Here is a 19,195-nt window from a genome sequence, read left to right on the forward strand (position 1 = left end):
AGCGTGGTTTAAAGCTGTCTGAATATAAGTACGGGTAACGTTGTTCCGTGTTCAAGTGCTGTTGCCAGCCCTGCACCTAAGGTGACGAGGCGGATAGTACCTGTTGCTGCGTGTTCCCTGAGGAGTCGCTCTTTCCAGCATTCCTGCTCTGTATTCAGGGTGCGCGTAATAATGGATAGCACCGGAAAATATGTCAGCTGAGATGAAGATATTTTCTTCTTAATTAATATGCCGTTTCGTTCCTGATCTTTATCCTCAGTTGTATTTTCAGTCTTCCAGAAAATAATGCTGTCATTATTATTTTCGGCTGAAGGAATAATTACCTCCCGGAAATTTTCTTCCGTTTGTGGCCATTGATGACTCGCGCTGCCTGTGTCGACAGGGGGAACGTTGCTTCCAAGCAACCAGCCAGGAGAAACGAAAAACCAGTCAGCGAGCGCCTGGAGAAGCGGGGTGGACAGATAGTCCATTGTACGTTCCCTGTCCTGTAGCACACTAACCCGAACATTCCATGACGACAGCAGTTCTGCGATGTCTGTCGGGCTAAGCTCGTGTGACTGCATCAGTAGCTCAAAGCGGTCTATAACGCTGATTGCAGTATTACTGAATGGCAGGAAGATATCGCGAAAAGAGCCTTCAATTACCATACTCAGCAACTCTGACTGAGAAATTCCAATTTTGCCTGACAGCTCATCAATCAGTTGACGGGTACCAGGTCGCAACCGAAGTGATGTGGTCTGCATGGGCTTCTTATCATTGCGCTGAAGCAGTTCTGCAATCCTGTTCCGATCAAGGTCGGGGAGCGCCAGAAGCGAGGTGAAAATTGCTGTGAGACTGTTTGCCACATGGCCCCCTTAAGTGAAATTAAACTTTGTTACTCAGTGGGTTAAAGAATAATTAATCGTGACGCGTATGTATAACGAGTTAATTCGATCGTGTAGATCGACTGCGTTTGCGTGTTCGTTTTAATTACGTTTGTGTATTTGCTTTTTTAGCGAGCTTTCCGGCGCGGCCGAATGAGTACAAGCACGCCGGTTTCAGGTACGGTTATCCAGCGCCATTCCTGTAAAAATGTTTGCAGCCGTATCCCGTTTCTGATGGCTGGAGGTATCGTGACTGTGGTGCAGCGCCAGCGGTGCGTTTCCCCCATTTTTGACATCAGGATAGTCATGCTTTTCAGGTGTGCCGGTCGCATCAGATGGGATGTGAAGTACACCGGCGAGCTGTCTCTTTGTAGCGCCAGCTGCAACGTGACCAGAAAGCTCCGGTGAAAGCGTGCCGCACGCCGGAGATTAAGATGGCCAACCCGGTCAAATGTCGACAGATGCAGGGTTGTGTAATGCTTCTTACGATGTCGAACCAAGGCCGTTCGGAACCCTTTCCAGGGCGTCACGGCACTGACGATTGTCATTATCGGGCAATACAGCAGTAGCGTTAGTGGTACTGCTGAAAGGAAAATCAGAAACACAGCCCCTCCAGAAGAAAAGTTATACCTGGGCCGACAGTGCCAGGTCGGGGTTAAGCGGACATATCATGATGTGATTGTTTGTCCTGACAGGAAGCTCTCCCGGCGCGGGGACTCGTTCGCCGCGCTGGGCTGCAAGAGCCAGTGTCCGCAGTAGCAGTTCGCTGGCGCGGGCCAAAGCAAGTTCGCGAGTCGGCGCTGATACTGTCAGATTTTCGAAATCGCATAGCATTACCTTGATGTCACCTGATTCTTCGCTGTCCTGCTCGACCTGGGCAGGATAGGGCACGAAGTAGGGGGCGATCTTTTGAGTCTGGCGCCGTCGCGCGTCCAGCTTGCTGACCAGCTGGTAAGCTCTCAGATGGGTGTAGCGTTTTAGCATATTCATCGAGCGATGGCCTGATATAGCTGCGACCTCCATAACGTTCAGCGTACCGAGTTCGAAGAAACGGCTGATGGCCTCGTGCCGTAGATCATGAAAATGCAGATTCTCGATAGAGAGTTCCTTGAGGGCATTCCGCCAGGCGCTTTTGAAACCGGATGACGTATAGGAAAACAACTTACCTTTTAGCTGGGCCGGCATCATCTGAAGCAGGTTACGAGCCTTACGTGAGAGAGGAACATCTCGTGATGAGCCATTCTTGGTATCGGGCAGATGTGCTACGCCGTGCTGCAGGTCGATGTATTCCCATTGCAGGTTAAGGATTTCACCCTGCCGCATGGCTGTCTCAAGCGCGAGATGAAAAATTATATACAGCATTAAGTTTCGTTCCCGGAAATAACGGGACAGTCTGCGCTCTTCACTGGATGTCAGGCGGCGATCACGACCTTTGGATACTTTAGGTTTACGTACCAGTTCGACTGGGTTGCTTCGACAGGTTCCCCATTCCACGCGAGCGATCCCGAATAGAGATGATAAAAGCGCCAGTTCAAGCCTTACTGTATTGCCAGTGATAGGGTTCCCAGTCCTTGGGTTGAACTGCATCAGCCTTTCATCACGGTAGGCTGCAATATCAACTGTGGTGATCTCATCCATGTTCCGGTTAGCCAGTGGGTGACGCTTAATGACGTTGACCCGGTAAAATTCCTGAAGATGTCCCTTTTTGTGAACTGATACCGACTCGTAATACTTATCGAGGCCCCGACTGAGAGACATTTTTCTAATACGCGCAACAGAAGACATCATTACTCCCAAAAGGCGAAGAAAATAAAGCCTTGTGCGAAAAATGCAATAACACTGTCAATCCGGTGTGTGGAAGGGTACAGGCATAACCGAGGGTAATTACACTGTTCTCGGGACATTTAAAGGTTCTTACTCCGGTACGAATAATACAGGAAAGCAATATCGCCTGTACGTAACAGGCGGCAATCCACCTAGCAAAAAAATCAACTATGGAGATGCTGATAACTGCGTTAATACATACTCGCTCGTCGCTGAAGTTGGGGGGCTGTACGTTGCAAGAGATTTAAATGGCAACTCTCAGTGGCAAAAATCAGGGACAGTGAACTTTGAAGTCCCGGATGGGTCTTCATTTTCTATTGTCTCAAATGGAATGATGTCTTACGGCTGTGACTACGGATCGTTCACTGTCTTTCGTTTCCAATAACCTTGACAGTCTGATATGAGAAATGTGCTGGTTGTGTAACGTGTTGCAGATTATTTACCTGTACTCTGTCGTCTTAGCTTACCAACAGTCAAACTCCACAACTCTGAATGTTAGTGGGATTTAGCGATAAATAACGGCAGTTAAGCAGCCTTTTGATCAGTGGTAGGTGACGAGATTGAAACTCCCAGGTGAGCATCCGTAAGAGGGTAAGGGGTTTGACGTTACACTAAACGTCGATCCCGCTGGGATAATGAAGTTTATAGTTCCGGATTTACTCCAATCTGAGTTAGCGGTACCAGCCGATGTAATGATACGTCCGTCAACCATACCTTTAAGATCCCATGTATTACGGCAATTGTCACCGTCTTTAATTCCTCTATCTATAGTGGAAACGCCGCCGGAAGCGTAAACCGTCATCGGGCGGCCAGTATCGTTAACCGATGTGTAAGTGGAAACAAATGCCCCTAGCGAAGAGTAACTACCGTTATAAATGGAGCCGGAAATCCACACACCGGATTGACAGGAAAGTACGCCACCACTGGCATCACGGCTTATCAGCCCATTCGGATAACAGGCTATACCTGCAACGTTTACCTGACCCAGTTGCAAAACACCGCCAGCTGAAAGGTTGCCTGTTGCTTTAACTGTGGCACCAGAGACCTCGTTTGTTGCCGTAATATTGCGTCCGGCGCTGATGTCACTGTCAGCACGGACTGTAGCTCCTTTTACCTGTGCTCCCGCTGTAATATTCTGGGAAAAAATACCATTTAAACCACTCACATTTCCGCTGAATGTTCCTGTCTTACCATTAATGGTACCGACGCTGTTCAGATTATTTCCCCCCATGTCTATTGCTGTGTGCATTTTATTCAGGTCGGGGCGGCCATTAACCTGAAAACGGTACAACCTGTCGTTATCCTCCTGTGCACCAGATAACTCATCTGTTGAGAGGAGCACGACGATATGTCCATTTCCGGAAGTAGCTCCGTAGCTACTCAGCGGGATTTTCCAAGTCCGCAAGGCACCGGTGGCAGTTTTACCGTCATCGATGTATCCTCCGAATCCGGTTTTGATGTCCCTCGATATCAGCCTCAATGCTTTGGCCGGATATACACTTCCACCGCTTGATACCACCATTCCCTGCAACAATTCCGTGTTTTGCCCGTTTCTGACCAGGTACGTGTTCATACGCTGACCCTGGCTGTTTGTTTCGGTAAAACCGGACGGCAGAAAACCGGTATTTTTAAGCATGGCTGTGGTGATCACTGTCGGCGCGGTAGTGCTGGTTGCACTTAACAGCGTGGCATAGTTTCGCCCGACGTAGCCACGCGCAGCTGCTGCGTAGGTACTGATATGGGCTGCTTCAACCTGCCAGTTTTTCTCCTGTTGCCAGTCCTTGTATTTAGTGAGTCCAAAGACGGCCATTGCCATCACAACAAGGAGCGACAGAGCGACATCAAGATTTGCCCAGCCACGATCATGCTTTTTCATAGAATCGATATCCATACAGGTTGATACAGAAGAGTGAGCTGGAAAATACTCCCGCTAAGACAAAGCCAGGGTCCCAGCGGTCCCTCTTTTTTCCCCGATACATTCCAGGTTAGCAGCCAGAGAACAAAGGCTGCTGCTCCAAACAGAGTGACCAGTGCAGCATCTTTCCCACCCATCCAGGCAGTCAGGCCAGTTATCAGCCATAAATCCCCCTGACCCAGACGCTGAGTGCCCCGGTTTACCAGGACACTCAGTAGTGCCATCAGACTGACTGTTGCTGCGATCTCCGCCAGTTGTGTAGATATACTTTCAACTGAAACGTCTGATGCTGCTCCCCAGAGCAATCCCCCAAGTAACAGCCGTACTGTGAAGGTTCGTGGCAGATATCCACTGACTGCGTCTGTGCTCCCGGCCTGAAGAAGGAAGGCCATCATCACTATGGCAGCTGCCCGATCAGCAACAGGAACCGGTGCAAGGGCAGCGATCATACTGAAAGTAGCGAAGAACCAAATCCCTGCCGTCAAGGTTGTTTTCTGTTCCTTAACGTTTATCGGGTGCTCCTCCAGAAATTCGAGCACGCGGCACATCAGGACTCTGCCAATGATTGCGAACCCCAGTAGTAACGGCAGACTCCATGCTGTCGTCAGACTCGTAACTATGATGGTTCGCATATTCGCTTTCCTTTCACCTGTCGACAGACTCGAAGACCTTTCAGCTCCAGATAGAACCCCCAGATACGGTTGGCATATTGCTCACGGGTTTCGTGCCGATCCTTACGGAATCCAGCGTTGTAAGACCCGAGGCAATTCCAGGTCACACCACATACCTGAAAGTGGCTGGCCAGGATCCACGCCCCTATCTGAATGTTCAGACAGGGGCGCTTCAGCAGGTCTTCTGCCCCCTGGATGACACCCATCCGGACGAGCTTAGGAACATGGGTTGAGTTAATCTGCATCAACCCATAGTCCGTGCTGACCGGATTACCCTTTTTATCCCGGTTGGTGTTTGTGACCCATGGACGGAACGAAGACTCCCCTTTGGCCACTGCCTTAAGCAGCAGTGGCTCGATCTGGTATCGGGCACCGGCATTGTTAAAGCAGGCATCAAAAGTCGCAGGCGGGGAGTTCGTGCTGGCCATCAATGGGCCGGAGGAAAAGGACAGAATGAGCAGCGTCATTACCAGGCGGCAGGAGAGAATGCGTTCTCTCCGCATGTTGTCTCCTTAGCTGTTCATCGTGAAGATCAGCTTGTTGGTACCTGTGCTGCCATTGTCAGCTGTGCATTGCGCGCTGGCTTCTTCAGTTGTCACAACCCCATCACTGTGCGCCGTGGAGTTGATGGTGATCGCATCAGCAATTTTGGCGCGACTGAGTGCTGTGACGAGCGAGACGCAGGCACCCTGAGGAACCATTTCGTAGGTCAAAGAGAATCCATTTGAGAACCCGGAGACTGTGACAGGTGACAGTGTCACGGCTCCACCCCATCCATTATAAAGCGTGGCGGTGCCGGAAGAGGGGGTACCACGTACAGTCATACTTTTAGGCTGAAGTTTCATCTGGATAAGCGAGCCCATCATTTTGGCACCGGAAGTGAATGTGTATCCATCTCCTCCTTTCATCATGTTCTGGGTGCTTGTGATGAGCGACTGAATGTTCGACGACTCCTTACCTACGTTGACGTTATTTTTGAGGGCGAAGTATCCCGCCAGGACGATCCCGATGACGACCAGTACGATTAGCGCGATGCTGCCCTGCTCCAGGAAGCCCCAGCCGCGGTGTTGCGAAAGCGCCTTAGTTGGTTTGTATGGCTGAGAAGTTGGTTCAGAATTAAATTGCATGATGTTTCCTCATTTAAAAAGAGCCCGACGAGCTGTTAAGGGCATTAATATCCATAACGACAAGGACCAGAAGCAGAAGCATCAGGATCATTGCCAGGAACATGAGTCCGCGGATTACAACAGCGCGCTTTGCTACGCGCTCCAGGGTTTGTTCAAGCCAGCGCTGTCCGTAGTTAATGATGATTTCATCGTCTCCATCACCCTGCAAAAGGGAGAGGAAGTTGGCCGCTTCCTGCGACGGAAAATCGTAACCACAGTCCTTCAGGGCCAGTCCGAAATGTTTACCTTCACGCACATGTTCGGTAATCGCATCAATACGCACAGCAAGCCAGGGGGATGCCGTTTCCAGCAGGATCTCCAGCGCGTCTTTGGTTCTTACGCCGGACTGTAGCAGTGCACCGATATTCAACAGGAAGGTCGCGCCCTGAATATCCTTATAAACCGACCATGGCATCAGCCCGTCGAATATACGACGAAGCCTGTCAGGGCGATGCCAGCGCGGGAGTGACCAGACCGTCCAGATAATTAAAGCGGTGGCGGCGATGCCGGTTATCACTCCATACTCACTGAAATACACTGAGATCCCGTAAAGAAACCCTAGCGCCCCGGTCCAGTTCTCTGGCGGGCTGATTTCTGTCAGCGTAGGAAGTAGTTCGGCATTCAGTACATAGATGGAACTGGACAACATGATGGCAAAACCAATCGGATAGATGGCCATCTGCCATACAGCTGCGCGAATACGCTTACCCGCGTGGGTCAGGGCACAGGCGTATCTTAGTGAGCGTGGAAGTGACTCACTGCGTATGCCGGCGCTTATAACGGAAGCTTCTGCGGCAGGTAGCCACCGGGTGAGGGTGCGCTCCAGCGTTTTTTCGCCGCTGTTTTCCCTTAACGCATCAATACAGTCGTCCGTCAGCTCAACGTAGGGATGCCAGTTCTGGCCGAAGTTCGTCCATGCATTGCGCATTTTCTCCAGTGAAGGCTTTAGTTTCTGTCGGTTTTCAATCAGAAACCGCAGCGCATCATAGAACTGAACACGATACTGACCGCTGAACGTCTTACGGACCAGGTTATATCGGAGTCGTTTCAGGAAGTGCATTTCACGCATCATCCACCTCCAGACGTTCATCTTCATCGAGTGGAATGATCCGGTTGGCCATCAGCGGGTCGACCAGCCCCTCGTTGATTTTATGCAGAACGTGCCGGACACGGCTGATCCCCTGCATGTTGTTTATCCAGAACTGGCGAGCCGCAACCTTGCCGTCAGTTTTCAGCAGCTTAAAAAGACGGTTATTGGTCTCGATAACCTCGGCAATGACGGTACGTCCCCTGATACCCTGACCGACTTTGCCACGCACCTGGCCGTTGATCTCCACTACCTGTGTGCATGCTTCACACCCGTCCGGGTTATGGAAATAGAGCCTGTCGGTCGAGCAGACGCCTTCAATATTGCAGTATTTCTCCAGCCAGTTCTTTTCCTCGTCACTTAAGGTGTTGACCTTATCCTGCCAGGATATACGGCATTCCGGACATAGTGTGGGTACCAGACGCTGACTGATTAATCCGATTAAAAGCTGGGCATCACACAACAGATTTTCGTTAACACCGAGCGTAACCATACGCTCCGGGATGCCGAGTGCTGAGTTTGTGTGCAGGGTTGTCATCACCAGGTGTCCGGTCTGGGCGGCATAAATGGTGGCCAGCATCGAGACAAGGTCACGCATTTCACCCTCCATAATGGCGTCCGGATCCAGTCGCAGCGCTGACGAGATAGCTTTTCCCCAGGCGATACGTACTGCTTCCTCATCTGATTTGTCGCAGATGATTGGCGTCTGAACAGCTCCCACGACCTGCCCCTCAAGTGGGTCTTCGATGGTCAGAAGGTGTTGCCCGGGGTTGGTATCCAGATATTCACGGCAGGCGGTACGGAGCGTGGTGGATTTACCGGAACCAGTTGGCCCCGAGAGGATGATCTTACCTTCAGGTCGGTCAATCATGCGTTTAAGCAGCTTGATTTGTTCGGGTAGATAACCCAGTTGCAGGAAGTCAGGTACGTTGTTACCGTCATCCGGAATAAGTCGCATAACCGCAATCAGCCCATCGCCAGTTGGGCGGTGACTGTAGCGGGCACCAAACAGACCTATTTTCCGCATCATTGCCGGGGAGAGTCGTGCATCCTGTTCCCGGTGTGGGTAGAAGCTGGTTTCTGACACATCCGACATCGAGAGAATACAGGTGGCACAGAGGGATATACCTTCCTCCCGCCGACGTTCATCCACCACATGCAAATAGCCGTGGACGCGCATTTTGACCTGGAAGAGTGAATCTGAAATGAGAAAGTGAATATCTGAGGAACCGAGCTTTTTGGCCACTGAAAAATAGTTCAGGATCCGTTGTTCACTTTGGCTGCTGTCTCCATCCAGGTCTGCCAGAGTTAATCCTGTCTTATCGCTGGCCTGAGGTTGAGCTTCCTGCTTTTTTCGCGCCTCTCGTAAGTCTGAGAGAGTGACAAACCGATGTTTGATCCCCGGATGTTTGTTCATTAAGTCCATCAGCGCGGCCTGTACACCTGGGTCGACTCGCTGGTTGGTATCAATGAGGATTTCTTTCCTGTCACCGTCATCAAACAGCAGAAGAGATTCTGCAGTAATAGCGCTCATGGTTAGTCCCCAAAGGCAAGCAGTGTGCCATCGCTGAGTGTGACTCCGGCTAAGGTAATGCTTTTGACTGTGCTCTCCATTCCTGGAATACGGCTTCCGGGTGATACGACCAATGACAGTCCTGATTGCAGTTGTAGTGTGGCGCGGAGGTTTTTATCGCGGCCGTTAATCTCCAGCACGACAGGGCGATTACTCACAGTAACCGGACGTGCAGGCTGGCCAGGCAGTGAAGTATCGCCGAAGGAGGCACCGGGAAGAGCGGTGGCAGGAGTGCCGACGCTGGATTGATTTTCCTCAAGCTGGCGCTGCAGTTGCGCGCCCTGAACTTCTGCCTGAAGAATGACGTTTCGGATATGCAGCTGTTCAAGCTGTCCCTTTGTCACACCGGGTATCACGTTCCCTGCTGGCGGTGATACCTGCTGGTTCGTGGACTGAGAGGCCTGAACGGGTAAAGGCCCGAATATTGGCAGCAGGAGCCAGAGTGTCGCCTGCCGAAGAAATTTACTTTGCTGACGCATAAATTTTACCTTCAGTGGTATAGCTGAACGCACTTCCGTTCAGCTCGAATGTTAAACGGGTAAGTCGGATACCAGTTTCATCCAGACCGTCGAATAAGATGATGGCGGGGAGGGGCGCGGAAAAACTAAACGCGTATTCCTGCCAGTCCTGCACAGGAGGCGGTTCTCCGTTCGACCCCGGCAGGACTGGAGGCATGGCTACATCGGTGATGTTGAGTGTGATTTGCTGACGCTGGAACCAGGATAGGATGCGGATGAGCTGCAATGAACTGTCAGGCACTGCTTCATCCCTGAGTGGTCTGTCCGGGGGCGGTAATGAAATTCGGGCTTCCCGCCCCCCCTCCTTAAGATTGAATACTGGCGTGACACCGAAGACTTCCTGACTGCGAGCGAGAAACCCCTCGACTGTGCCACCGGGCATAATCTGGTACAAAAGGGTTATACCGTCAGGAGAACAGGTCCCGGATGCCAGTTTCCAGCTCCCCAGAACATGTAGCGCCGGATCGGTCTTTCTCTGACAATCATCAATCAGAGCCTGGGCTGTTACCTCGCGTGCCCAGGGATGAGGCAAAACCTTAGGTTTTGCCTGACTGGCGAACATTGCGCGCGCCCTGGCCTGTATTTCTTCAGCGGTGAGTACCGGTTCCTCCGGTGGTGTGGCCGTCTGCCACCAGGCAATGGCGCCTGTGCTGAGCAGCAGTATCGCGCAAGCCAGTAACCAGCGCTGCCTCCGGAGTCCATCTACATGCACACGGCATTGCTGTCGCCTGCGTGCAGATAGTCCGGCAAAGAGGCTGTTAGCATCAAGGGGGTTTTCCACTGATGCCAGACAGACCCAGCCTTCTGGGGGCGGTTCGTTCATGCTCAGGAACAGTGTCAGCAGCCCCTGCATTTTGTCCGCACTCCCTGTTTTATCGGCAGTGACGGCAGGCACACCATTAATACTGGCCAGAAACACGAAGTCGGTACTACTCAACCGATAAATGCCGTATCCATTTCGTGTGCTGGCACAGAACGCGAGTGCCAGCGAAAAGAGCTGGTGACGGCGATGACGGACGGGCAATCTGCCACTCCCAGCGACTGATTGCCCTGTGTCCCGTTTATTGAACTGTCCTGTTGAGGTGTGGACGCCGATGCCGTCTGTTCTTCCGGAACGTGATTTTATTGGTTGAAATGGCGGCAGCCGAAATTTTTGTCTTTCCGTTGGCGCCCAGTCCATCCCCGCCAGCCAGTAACGGCTGCGGGATTTTCCATCCCGGATTGTAAACAGGTAATCCTCATCCTTCATTTCAGCCTCCGGAACTTTGCGGGAATGTCGGTGTGATCACGATGACCAGAGTGGTCCGTTCGTTTTTACCTGACTGACTTCCGCCCAGGAGCGGGTTCCCTGGCGTAAAGGTGCCGGATTTATTGACGGAGGTATTGTTCTGATCAAAACCAGTGAGGATCAGCGATTGCCCGGCCCGGAGATTTGCCTTCTGGCTCAGAGAGCGCAGTTTGGTATATGGCATCTCGATGTAAGAGTTCCCGTCTTTTGACGTGAAGTTACGGATGGTCGGTGGATCTGACAGGTTGAAGTTTACCTGTAGCTGAACGTTACCTGTTTCCTGAATCAACGGTAACAGGGTCATGTTGAAACCGGTGGTGATCATCCCAGGCGTCAGCGTTGTGGTGGCGCCGACATCGGTGGTTGTCGTTGTAGCCGACTGCGCTACATAGACCGTCTGATCTGCCATCTGAATAGGCACGGGCGTCAGGTTAGTCACGGTACTGGACTGAGAAGTGACGACGCTGACATCGCCCTGTTCTGACAATGCTTTCAGCAGAAGGCTGGAGCCAGCAAACTTCGCGGCATTACCAGTAGCGGTATCAAGAATGGACGCGCCGGCAGAAATACCACCAGTGAGATCCCCTGTCGCGTTGTTAAGCGTGGCGCCAGCAGAGTGCAGTGACTTGTACACCAGGTTCCAGTCAATCCGGAAATCTTCGTTTCGTGAGTTACCGACGCTCAGGACTTCAACATTCAGGGCTACCTGTCTGTTCATGATGAGATTTTGCTCGTTCACATAACGGGCCACAGCGGCCTGTACTGACGGCGTGTCTGTCACAATCAGTGATGAGCTGGAGGAGGACAGCCAGTAGCGACCTTTGTTCGGGGTCAGCATCGACTCCACAGCTTTTCGCAGATCAGCATACAAATCGTATTCCTGCCCCGTGGTTGTGCTCTGGGAGGTTGTGGATTCGCCGGAGGCGGAGTTATCTGTACCACTGGTGGCTCCCATACTGCTGGTCGTCCCTGAGCTGACGCTCGACGTGCTGGACGTTTTAGTGTTCAGCATGGCCAGCGAATAGGTCCGGGTTTCCATCAGATAGAACACGATAGTTCCATTATCCATTCGCCAGTAGAGACCGCTACGGCTGGCCATCAGATCCAGAAGTCCGCCCAGGTCTCCCTGCCACATCAGTCCGGTAAGGTTCAGGGGCTGGCTGGTTCCTCCAGTCGGCAAAGAAGTTACGCCCCCCAGACTGGCCAGTGGCGTCCGACCGCTGTCATCAGGTGGTGGTAGTGTGCCACTCATCTGGCGTGTGACGCCGGTACTGACGCTGCTCTGGCTGATATCAAGGGCGTCAGGAGTAAAAATAACGGGGGTTCCACACAGCGCGGTGATGCGTTGTGCCAGTTCCTGTAGCGTAATAGTATTTTTTGCCTGGGTGATATTACATGACGGAGCCTGGTGGTTCCGTTCACGAACGGCGACCGGGATAGGACTCGGATTAATCCACTGACGCTCCGTCCAGGTCAGTGGTTGTTGATGTTGTGTTCGCGGGAGCTGTGCCTGTGCGCGGGCTACCGTGGCGTCAGATTGTGCCTTAGTCTGCATTTTGTTGATTTCAGAGAAGGTACAACCTGCGAGCATGGCAAAGCAGGACGCCATCAGCAGGCGCCGCAAAAGGGTTTTCTTCATGGGGGAAATCCGGATTAGTTGAGGTAAACCACAGCGCCTTCAGGAACGCCCTGTGGAGCCGTGAGCCCGGTGGCCAGACCGGAAAGCCAGATTAACTGGCCGCTTCTCATGGTGCCGATGAGTGCCGAACCGCGACTCTGTGCCCGTAAGGCATCAACGAGTCCAGCTTGTTCCGGCATCCAGACCCACAATCTACTCTGAAGTAACCGGTACTGGATCCGGGCGTCGGGAGTAAAGGGAAGACCCAGCTGGTCAACTGGAACTGTGCCATTCGTTTGGCCAGTTTTGTAACGCCAGTCGTTAACGCGGTTGGCGATAGTCAGGATCTGGGAGGCATAAAGCTGGCCGCTCTGCGTCTGTATTGCAGTCCGGCTGGTCTGATTTTGTTGCGAATCTATATCACCGACAATCAGGAAAAATATCATGCTGATTGCCAGTATGACCCAGCCCATCACCGACCTGCCGGAGTGTCTGTGACAGATACCACGCACTGCATGCGGGAAGCTTCAGCATAAAGCGGTTTCTGTGCTGAACGGTAAAGGTCGAACATCTGACCGAGCATGGTTTCAAATGAGCCGCGGAAGGTCAGTGGTGCGTCAAGCCGATAATCCGTCACGGATACTGGCCAGATAACCGTCCAGTGCGATGATGCGCCTGATTCACAGCGGGTATCCTGCGCCCATTTCATCAACATTTCCCGAAGAGTCGTTCCCGATGGCGCCAGCCAGGTTTTACCCTGAACCACAGGTGCGACTGGTTCCCCGGTGGCTGGTTGTGCTTTAACTACCGCTGTTGGTGCCTTCATCGGTTTTGTTGTTACAGAGGATGTGCTGGTTTTAACCGCTGCCGTCGGTATGGGTTGGGTCACCTCCGGTCCGCTGAACGGATTTCTCGGCGCGCCAGACGCCTGTGGCGGCGCAGGGAGGTTTCCAGTGGACAGTGCAGGGACGGTCATCTGAGCGGTTTGCCCCTTTCGCTGCAATGTGACGGCATGACGATCCCAGTCCAGCTGACCCTGGATGGATTGCTCTGTCAGCAGACGGTTGAGCACCCTGGTCCACTGGTCATTGGTGTCGACCGAGACGATACGGGTATTCAGTACAGGTCGCAGGGCATTCTCATAGTTCAGCGTCCAGCCAGTCGGAATGATGCGCCTGACCCACTGTTCGAAAGTGAGGTTACGCACCTGTGATAATGACAGAACGGCAACGGGACCTGGTGTGCCGGTAAATGTGAGTGCCGGCAGCGCTGGATTCATGATGGGGCTCACTGAGCTGACTTGTTTTGCGGAGGAGGCCATCATTGTTGGTTGCGGCAGCGGGGAGGTCTGCGATGTTACCGCTACAGATGTCGGCTGGCGTACGGGAACGGGAGTGGCCGCCGGAGGCGCAATTCGCCGCTGTGTCTGTGTAATGATATCGGCACTATCGCTGATCTGGCCGTCGACAAACACGAGCGCAGGTGTGTCAGGAGCAATGTTACGGTTATTAAATCCCGCGCAACTGCTTAACAGCGACGGTATTAACAGGGGCAGGGCAAGTTTTTTCATGATGATCCCCGGGGTTATTCGGTGGGGTGAACGGTAATACGTGGAAAAGCACAGTTCGCGTCAAAACCGATACCGCTGATCAGAACATCGTCTCCGCGCGCTATCAGAATTTTTTGCTGTTGAGTTATGTAATTTTGCGAGGGCAGGTCTATCCCTTCCTCGGCTGAGCCAGCTGAGAGTTTTGATAATTCGGGATGGCAGGCGTGTCGTACCGCCAGTGAAACGAGTTGTTTGTCATCCCCTGCATCGCTGACGACAGCCCTGACCGTGGTTCCATAAGAGAGAGTGCGGTATTCCTTACTGACGATTTTCCCATCTTCCGTAGTGACCGAATTTACATAGCGTACGCTGTCTGAGTTGTCGAAAGTAACAGGTTGGCTGAGCGGCGCATCCATCCTGAGAGAAACCACTTTTTGGACAGAGGCTGGTTTGCCGTGAGTAATGTCAATACGCTGATCGGGCTGTGAGGATGAGCAGGCGCTCAGGATAAGCGGCAATACGGCAAGGGTAATATGTTTCATGTTTTTTACTCCGGAGTTAGTTGTTAGTGAAATACAGGTATGAAAGGGAGCAGGAAGTGACGAGTCGGGACGGTTATGTTTTTTGAGAGATGATAATGAGGCGGTTCGTTTCGTCATTGAGGGGAAGAGCAACACTGAGCTTCTGTCCACCTTTTAATCTGAGAAGTTGTCGGAAGTTGATAGCGTAACGGGAATATTCATTTTTTGAGCTGCCAGTGGTCCGGGAAAGCTCTACGGTCATCTGCATTAATGCAGAGTCTGCGGAAAGAGCCGGCGTTATCACTAATGAGAGATCATCCACGACATTTTCTTTCTTCTTCTCCCCTGTCGTTGCGTGTTGTTGAGCGGAGTAATTTGAAACAGAGAAAAGTAATGCCTTGTTGTTGGTTGTGACTCCTGACATATCGTAGAGCAGTCTGACGTCCCCTTTAGCGACCAGTTCCGTGAGTTCGTCTCCCAGTGAAGCGCTGACCGGTCTTAAAGATATTTTTGCACCTGGCTGTTCAAGCAATTCCTTTAGTTCAGGCGTTACGGGAGTGGAAAGCTCGTAAATACTGGCTCTGACAGGAATGTATGCAGTTTCGTTTTTCTGATACTGCCCGATTTCATTACGGTGATGAGCCTGGTTTGAAGTAGTAGCTCCGTTGCAGCCATATAACGCCAGCAGGGAACATAGCACGCCCAATGTATGCGTTTTCATGATTAAGCCTCGGCAAAAAGATTAATGAAGGTCAGGGCGCCATACATCTCCGTAGCGGACGCCTTCACGGGCACCCCATGCTGACTCCGGCAGTGTGTGATGTCCGATATAGAGTGTGCGAAGAGTGGCTTTGGGTAGTGAGATATCGCGGCCACGGACAACAGAGAAACGATCGAGATAGAAAGACTTTTCTACCTCATCATCTTCATTTTTTTTCAGGAGGAGTTGAAGCGTGACGGGGGAAGCCATTGAGCCTGTCGCGGTAAATGCTTCTTCCATACGGGTGAACTGTAGGATGTGGTTCTTACGATTTCGCTGGCGTTCCATGATTTCAGTTACAACCTGCTCAGGCCAGGGGCAAAGGCAGTGCTTCCAGCCAAGGCCGAGAAGTGAATTAAGAACTGCCCGAAAACGAAACAGATCACAGTTCCCGGTTGAAACAGCGTTGGTCCAGAGCGCAGTCAGGACGTCATCAATGGGACGATTTCGTTCGTTTTCGAGCAACTGCCGGATAGTCATAAACTCGCTACTCATCCCTTTGAATGTTGGTATTCTTCGTGCTCCGCTTAGCCATTCTGTGATGAATCTACGTTTGCCACGCTCTGAGGTTATGTGATGGTTTTCGACTGCCGTACGTAAGGCTACGAGAATGCACCACAAGAGATGGCTGACCTGTTCCTGGGTGGATTGCATGGTTTGTCTCTCTCTGGTTCCGGTTTCTGGCAATGACGTCTGTACCTTCATTCCGCCAGAATGAAAGAAGCCTGAAAGCAGGCTGGCTACAGGAACAGAGGGTGTTCATTGGGCAGGGCCAGCCCAGACGTCATTGCCGGAAAACGGTGAAAAAAAGCCCCCGTGAACGGGGGAAACTAAAGGGATGGTGTAAAACTGGTTTGAACCAGCTTAAGAGGCTCGGTTAAGTACATTTTAAAATCCCCACGCATCAGCATGGGTGATCATATCGAACAGCATTGCAGTCCGGGATATGGGATGATCCGTTTTATCTAACTGCGTAAGGCGTTTGTATTGGCTTTTTGTCAGCCAGATATCTGATGCCGCTTCGAGTTCAGCTCTTGCAGCAGGGTGATGAGTCGGGTCGGGGTATTTCTTCATTAATGCTTCGACTACCCTTGTATTCACAGGGGCAATTTTACTGCCGAATTTCACAAAGTCGCAGAATGCAGAGTGCGCCCGAATCATATCTATTTTCTGTGATTCGAAATCTGCCTTAAGGAAGAAATATCCTGGGAAAACGGCCGAGATCCTTTTTCTGAAAACATGCGGGGCATCCGCACGCCGTATTTGCGTTAAGGATAAAGGTGTCCATGGAGTTATTCTCCTGTCGTGTAGCCAGTCGAATAAGTTCTCGCGGTTTTTGCCCCCGGTAATATAGAGAGCAAGATACCATTGTTGGTTACATACAGTCTCAATATTCATTTTTGAACGCTTCGCGCAGAATTGATCCATGAAAGGATAATTCAAGTTCAATGGGGTCGAACATACTCAACCATGAAGGCGAAACAGTCTTACTAACAAACACTTAAGTTTGCATGCTGTAGTTCGAGCGCCTTCATGGCTCAGGATGCTCTTGTAGGTTAGTCCCTTAAGTAAAATTGGCGGCAATACTTAAGGAACTGTGCGTATTTTTGTTTCTCTGTATAATGAAGTAAAGTGTAAATAGGCTGAATCCTAAAAATGCACCCTCAAGGGTGCATTTTTTGATTAATTTGTGATCATCAATGAAATCATGAAAAAGTATGAGCGTGACAATATAACTGCACGCATTGCATCGTTACTTTTTAAGTTCAGAGCTTTAGTACTTCGCTTCAGATGCGAGCGGACTGTCTCAACAGAAATATTGCAAATGTCAGCGATTGTCTCATATGCATTACCGTGAGCATACAGAGTAACGATTTCTAACTGTTTTCTGGAAAGCTCAGGAAATACGCTATGCAGGGCGTTAATAGTGTTTTCATTAATCATCGTTAAGTCCCCTAGCAAATCTATACGTAGTAAATTTACGCGCAATATGCATCCCCTTTAATGGGGAGAAACCCCATGGACCTTGTCGCGACATGTGGTATGGGCGAAGGATTTCTGATGAGGGTGAGCTTTAGCAGCTAGGCCTATAAAGGCATGTTCATTTGCTAAGGGGGATATAGAAATTTTTGATAGGTTCTTGCACATCATAGATGAAGCTCCCGTGTAGATACTATGTCGGCTACCAAGGAGTTCTCACGCTCTGGTGGCAGCCCAGGCAGGGGTGAGAAACCGGCCTACACGGTACCGGCCAACCTTACGGTTGCCCTACCTGAACCGCCATTACGAAGATGTGCTGGTTCAGTACACAAAAAAACACGCTTGTGCGTGTCTATGTGCACGTGTAGATACGGGTTCTCACGCCCGATCACAGGATTTACTGTGACCTTTGAAGACTACTGTCTGCTTAGTGATGAGTCAACTAGATACGCATCAGGAGCAGCTCTGAATAGTCGAAACCGAGGCTTTAAAAAACGAGGGGGAACATATGCATCCCAGTTATTCTTTTTGCAAAAGTCTAATAGTTCGGCTCCAGACGAGGTCCCGGTTTTCTGCAGGCATCGGCTGATTCTGTGTTCTACCGCTTTAAGAGAGGTTCCTAATATTCGAGACATCATTTTCCTGCTGTATTTTAGAGAGATTAAGAAGATGGCCTCCCATTCAGCATTTGTGAATATCTCAGACGGTACCCTGTATACCAACGATTTGGGAACGTCTCCCGATAGCAAGCTGTCTGGCCCAAAAATATCAACAGGCCTAACTTGAAGCATCGTTCCTGAGCAGATCCCGTCATCGTCGTAATAGGGTCTAGATTCGAAGCATAGGGCATGTATGGAGTTGCTCTCACCTATTGGATGCGTAACGATTGAAGAAAACTTATCTTCATGTTCCATAACGAGTTCCTCCTGCTTATGTATTCGTTGTGAGAGGTAAGCTAAGGAGGTAGGGAGCTGGTCCAACGTTTTTCCTACAATCGGATAATCGTTGGGGAGTTTTAATAATCGAAGAAAAGCTTGGTTTACCGCTACATACTGCAGATTGCCGTTCTTGATTGTCATCGGTTCTCTGCTGTTGGATATCAGGTTTAAAACCTGGGGAGCGAGTTGGAATTTTTTTTTGAAGAAACGAGTTTAGACATCATCCACTAAGAGCCGTATGTATTTGAAATTTAGAGATATATTCTGTGTGTTGATGTACTATATCATGTAAGGCGACACTTAACTGGATTTGATCTGCGATCATAATATTAGTTAATGATGCTTTTAAGTGTCTGATTGTATGCTACGATACAATAATTCGTAGGTGCTATCTGTAAATCAGGAGGAGTTATGGCACATCCGATACATTGCACGAAAGTCGCTGGTATCACGGAGTTCAAAAGGGATCCGTTAGGGACTGTCGAGTCAGCAGAGGGTGATGCTATTGCTATTCTGAACCGTAGCGCGCCGGCATTTTATCTTGTACCACTTGAGCTGTTCGAAAGCTTAAAACGAGACGCAGAAGCGCATCGCTCCAGAGGTGATGTTTGATCCTGCTGCCGGATAGATCCTAAAAATTGATCCTGCATTGTTGTGGTGATAAAGTCGGAGAACTTATTGTTCTAAATGAATTTATTAGGTTGTCACGCCGAAGAAGGTGGCAGGTTCTGGGTGGTTAGTTAGCAAAGCCCAGAAAAGCAAAAACCCCGATAATCTTAGATACTTGGCGGCATCGCGAGATTAACGGGGTCCTTAACAAATCATGCAGAAGTTGTTGCTTCTGTATGGGAGTATAACCCGTGCGCGAAAAAAGACAAGAGATTCCGTACTTACTCCTTCTGTGCAACATAAGCGCAGGAAGTG

General features: G+C 50.7%; 20 protein-coding genes. All 20 read right to left on the reverse strand.

Annotation, left to right across the window (positions count from 1 at the left end; translation table 11 throughout):
• Positions 1–8: 8 nt before the first annotated feature.
• Entirely contained in the window at positions 9–845 is an 837-nt protein-coding gene (locus ACQG0S_RS23810; RefSeq protein ID WP_022649983.1) for a hypothetical protein, read from the reverse strand.
• A gap of 146 nt (positions 846–991) precedes the next feature.
• Positions 992–1,468, reverse strand: coding sequence for a hypothetical protein (locus tag ACQG0S_RS23815; RefSeq protein WP_022649982.1), 477 nt, complete (start codon positions 1,466–1,468; stop codon positions 992–994).
• Between the two features lie 19 nt (positions 1,469–1,487).
• Positions 1,488–2,651: a site-specific integrase gene (locus ACQG0S_RS23820; protein WP_301741653.1), complete on the reverse strand. Its 1,164-nt coding sequence runs from the start codon at positions 2,649–2,651 to the stop codon at positions 1,488–1,490.
• Positions 2,652–3,228: 577 nt separating this feature from the next.
• Positions 3,229–4,563, reverse strand: coding sequence for a shufflon system plasmid conjugative transfer pilus tip adhesin PilV (gene pilV / locus ACQG0S_RS23825; protein ID WP_032627586.1), 1,335 nt, complete (start codon positions 4,561–4,563; stop codon positions 3,229–3,231).
• Positions 4,560–5,234: a prepilin peptidase gene (locus tag ACQG0S_RS23830; protein WP_022649979.1), complete on the reverse strand. Its 675-nt coding sequence runs from the start codon at positions 5,232–5,234 to the stop codon at positions 4,560–4,562. The genes pilV and ACQG0S_RS23830 overlap by 4 nt, the downstream gene beginning before the upstream one ends.
• Positions 5,219–5,701, reverse strand: a complete 483-nt coding sequence (locus ACQG0S_RS23835) for a lytic transglycosylase domain-containing protein (protein WP_045261878.1) — start codon at positions 5,699–5,701, stop codon at positions 5,219–5,221. The genes ACQG0S_RS23830 and ACQG0S_RS23835 overlap by 16 nt, the downstream gene beginning before the upstream one ends.
• Before the next feature lie 84 nt (positions 5,702–5,785).
• On the reverse strand, positions 5,786–6,400 hold the full coding sequence (locus ACQG0S_RS23840; protein ID WP_022649977.1) for a type 4 pilus major pilin: 615 nt from the start codon (positions 6,398–6,400) through the stop codon (positions 5,786–5,788).
• A 13-nt stretch (positions 6,401–6,413) separates the two neighbouring features.
• Positions 6,414–7,508: a type II secretion system F family protein gene (locus ACQG0S_RS23845; RefSeq protein ID WP_032623575.1), complete on the reverse strand. Its 1,095-nt coding sequence runs from the start codon at positions 7,506–7,508 to the stop codon at positions 6,414–6,416.
• A complete protein-coding gene (locus ACQG0S_RS23850; protein WP_022649975.1) occupies positions 7,501–9,060 on the reverse strand; it encodes a GspE/PulE family protein in 1,560 nt (519 codons plus the stop codon). The genes ACQG0S_RS23845 and ACQG0S_RS23850 overlap by 8 nt, the downstream gene beginning before the upstream one ends.
• Positions 9,061–9,062: 2 nt before the next feature.
• Positions 9,063–9,578: a type IV pilus biogenesis protein PilP gene (gene pilP, locus ACQG0S_RS23855; RefSeq protein ID WP_022649974.1), complete on the reverse strand. Its 516-nt coding sequence runs from the start codon at positions 9,576–9,578 to the stop codon at positions 9,063–9,065.
• Complete coding sequence (pilO2, locus tag ACQG0S_RS23860; RefSeq protein WP_022649973.1) at positions 9,562–10,866, reverse strand: type 4b pilus protein PilO2; 1,305 nt, start codon at positions 10,864–10,866, stop codon at positions 9,562–9,564. The genes pilP and pilO2 overlap by 17 nt, the downstream gene beginning before the upstream one ends.
• Position 10,867: 1 nt before the next feature.
• On the reverse strand, positions 10,868–12,544 hold the full coding sequence (locus tag ACQG0S_RS23865) for a PilN family type IVB pilus formation outer membrane protein (protein ID WP_022649972.1): 1,677 nt from the start codon (positions 12,542–12,544) through the stop codon (positions 10,868–10,870).
• 14 nt (positions 12,545–12,558) lie between these two features.
• Positions 12,559–12,996: a type IV pilus biogenesis protein PilM gene (pilM, locus tag ACQG0S_RS23870; protein WP_022649971.1), complete on the reverse strand. Its 438-nt coding sequence runs from the start codon at positions 12,994–12,996 to the stop codon at positions 12,559–12,561.
• Positions 12,996–14,093: a toxin co-regulated pilus biosynthesis Q family protein gene (locus tag ACQG0S_RS23875; RefSeq protein ID WP_032623573.1), complete on the reverse strand. Its 1,098-nt coding sequence runs from the start codon at positions 14,091–14,093 to the stop codon at positions 12,996–12,998. Before ACQG0S_RS23875 ends, pilM begins: the two co-directional genes overlap by 1 nt.
• Before the next feature lie 14 nt (positions 14,094–14,107).
• Positions 14,108–14,614, reverse strand: a complete 507-nt coding sequence (locus ACQG0S_RS23880) for a hypothetical protein (protein ID WP_022650068.1) — start codon at positions 14,612–14,614, stop codon at positions 14,108–14,110.
• Between the two features lie 73 nt (positions 14,615–14,687).
• Positions 14,688–15,314, reverse strand: a complete 627-nt coding sequence (locus tag ACQG0S_RS23885) for a hypothetical protein (RefSeq protein WP_022650067.1) — start codon at positions 15,312–15,314, stop codon at positions 14,688–14,690.
• Positions 15,315–15,335: 21 nt separating this feature from the next.
• Positions 15,336–16,007, reverse strand: coding sequence for a hypothetical protein (locus ACQG0S_RS23890; RefSeq protein WP_022650066.1), 672 nt, complete (start codon positions 16,005–16,007; stop codon positions 15,336–15,338).
• Between the two features lie 234 nt (positions 16,008–16,241).
• Positions 16,242–16,751, reverse strand: coding sequence for a transcription termination/antitermination NusG family protein (locus ACQG0S_RS23895; protein ID WP_032623570.1), 510 nt, complete (start codon positions 16,749–16,751; stop codon positions 16,242–16,244).
• Between the two features lie 285 nt (positions 16,752–17,036).
• Positions 17,037–17,297 carry a helix-turn-helix transcriptional regulator gene (locus tag ACQG0S_RS23900; RefSeq protein ID WP_022650064.1) on the reverse strand — a complete coding sequence of 87 codons (261 nt, stop codon included), beginning with the start codon at positions 17,295–17,297 and terminating at the stop codon, positions 17,037–17,039.
• Positions 17,298–17,749: 452 nt separating this feature from the next.
• Entirely contained in the window at positions 17,750–18,436 is a 687-nt protein-coding gene (locus ACQG0S_RS23905) for a helix-turn-helix transcriptional regulator (protein ID WP_096149269.1), read from the reverse strand.
• Between the last annotated feature and the right edge of the window lie 759 nt (positions 18,437–19,195).

Origin of the sequence: Enterobacter cloacae complex sp. 418I7 (genome assembly GCF_050030705.1) — a bacterium.
In the GTDB taxonomy this organism is placed as follows: domain Bacteria; phylum Pseudomonadota; class Gammaproteobacteria; order Enterobacterales; family Enterobacteriaceae; genus Enterobacter; species Enterobacter intestinihominis.

Coding starts and splice junctions, on each gene's coding strand:
- ACQG0S_RS23820 (WP_301741653.1), bottom strand. CDS start 2,651: ATGATGTCTTCTGTTGCGCGTATTAGAAAAATGTCTCTCAGTCGGGGC.
- pilV (WP_032627586.1), bottom strand. CDS start 4,563: ATGAAAAAGCATGATCGTGGCTGGGCAAATCTTGATGTCGCTCTGTCG.
- ACQG0S_RS23830 (WP_022649979.1), bottom strand. CDS start 5,234: ATGCGAACCATCATAGTTACGAGTCTGACGACAGCATGGAGTCTGCCG.
- ACQG0S_RS23835 (WP_045261878.1), bottom strand. CDS start 5,701: ATGGCCAGCACGAACTCCCCGCCTGCGACTTTTGATGCCTGCTTTAAC.
- ACQG0S_RS23840 (WP_022649977.1), bottom strand. CDS start 6,400: ATGCAATTTAATTCTGAACCAACTTCTCAGCCATACAAACCAACTAAG.
- ACQG0S_RS23845 (WP_032623575.1), bottom strand. CDS start 7,508: ATGCGTGAAATGCACTTCCTGAAACGACTCCGATATAACCTGGTCCGT.
- ACQG0S_RS23850 (WP_022649975.1), bottom strand. CDS start 9,060: ATGAGCGCTATTACTGCAGAATCTCTTCTGCTGTTTGATGACGGTGAC.
- pilP (WP_022649974.1), bottom strand. CDS start 9,578: ATGCGTCAGCAAAGTAAATTTCTTCGGCAGGCGACACTCTGGCTCCTG.
- pilO2 (WP_022649973.1), bottom strand. CDS start 10,866: ATGAAGGATGAGGATTACCTGTTTACAATCCGGGATGGAAAATCCCGC.
- ACQG0S_RS23865 (WP_022649972.1), bottom strand. CDS start 12,544: ATGAAGAAAACCCTTTTGCGGCGCCTGCTGATGGCGTCCTGCTTTGCC.
- pilM (WP_022649971.1), bottom strand. CDS start 12,996: ATGGGCTGGGTCATACTGGCAATCAGCATGATATTTTTCCTGATTGTC.
- ACQG0S_RS23875 (WP_032623573.1), bottom strand. CDS start 14,093: ATGAAAAAACTTGCCCTGCCCCTGTTAATACCGTCGCTGTTAAGCAGT.
- ACQG0S_RS23880 (WP_022650068.1), bottom strand. CDS start 14,614: ATGAAACATATTACCCTTGCCGTATTGCCGCTTATCCTGAGCGCCTGC.
- ACQG0S_RS23885 (WP_022650067.1), bottom strand. CDS start 15,314: ATGAAAACGCATACATTGGGCGTGCTATGTTCCCTGCTGGCGTTATAT.
- ACQG0S_RS23890 (WP_022650066.1), bottom strand. CDS start 16,007: ATGCAATCCACCCAGGAACAGGTCAGCCATCTCTTGTGGTGCATTCTC.
- ACQG0S_RS23895 (WP_032623570.1), bottom strand. CDS start 16,751: ATGAATATTGAGACTGTATGTAACCAACAATGGTATCTTGCTCTCTAT.
- ACQG0S_RS23900 (WP_022650064.1), bottom strand. CDS start 17,297: ATGATTAATGAAAACACTATTAACGCCCTGCATAGCGTATTTCCTGAG.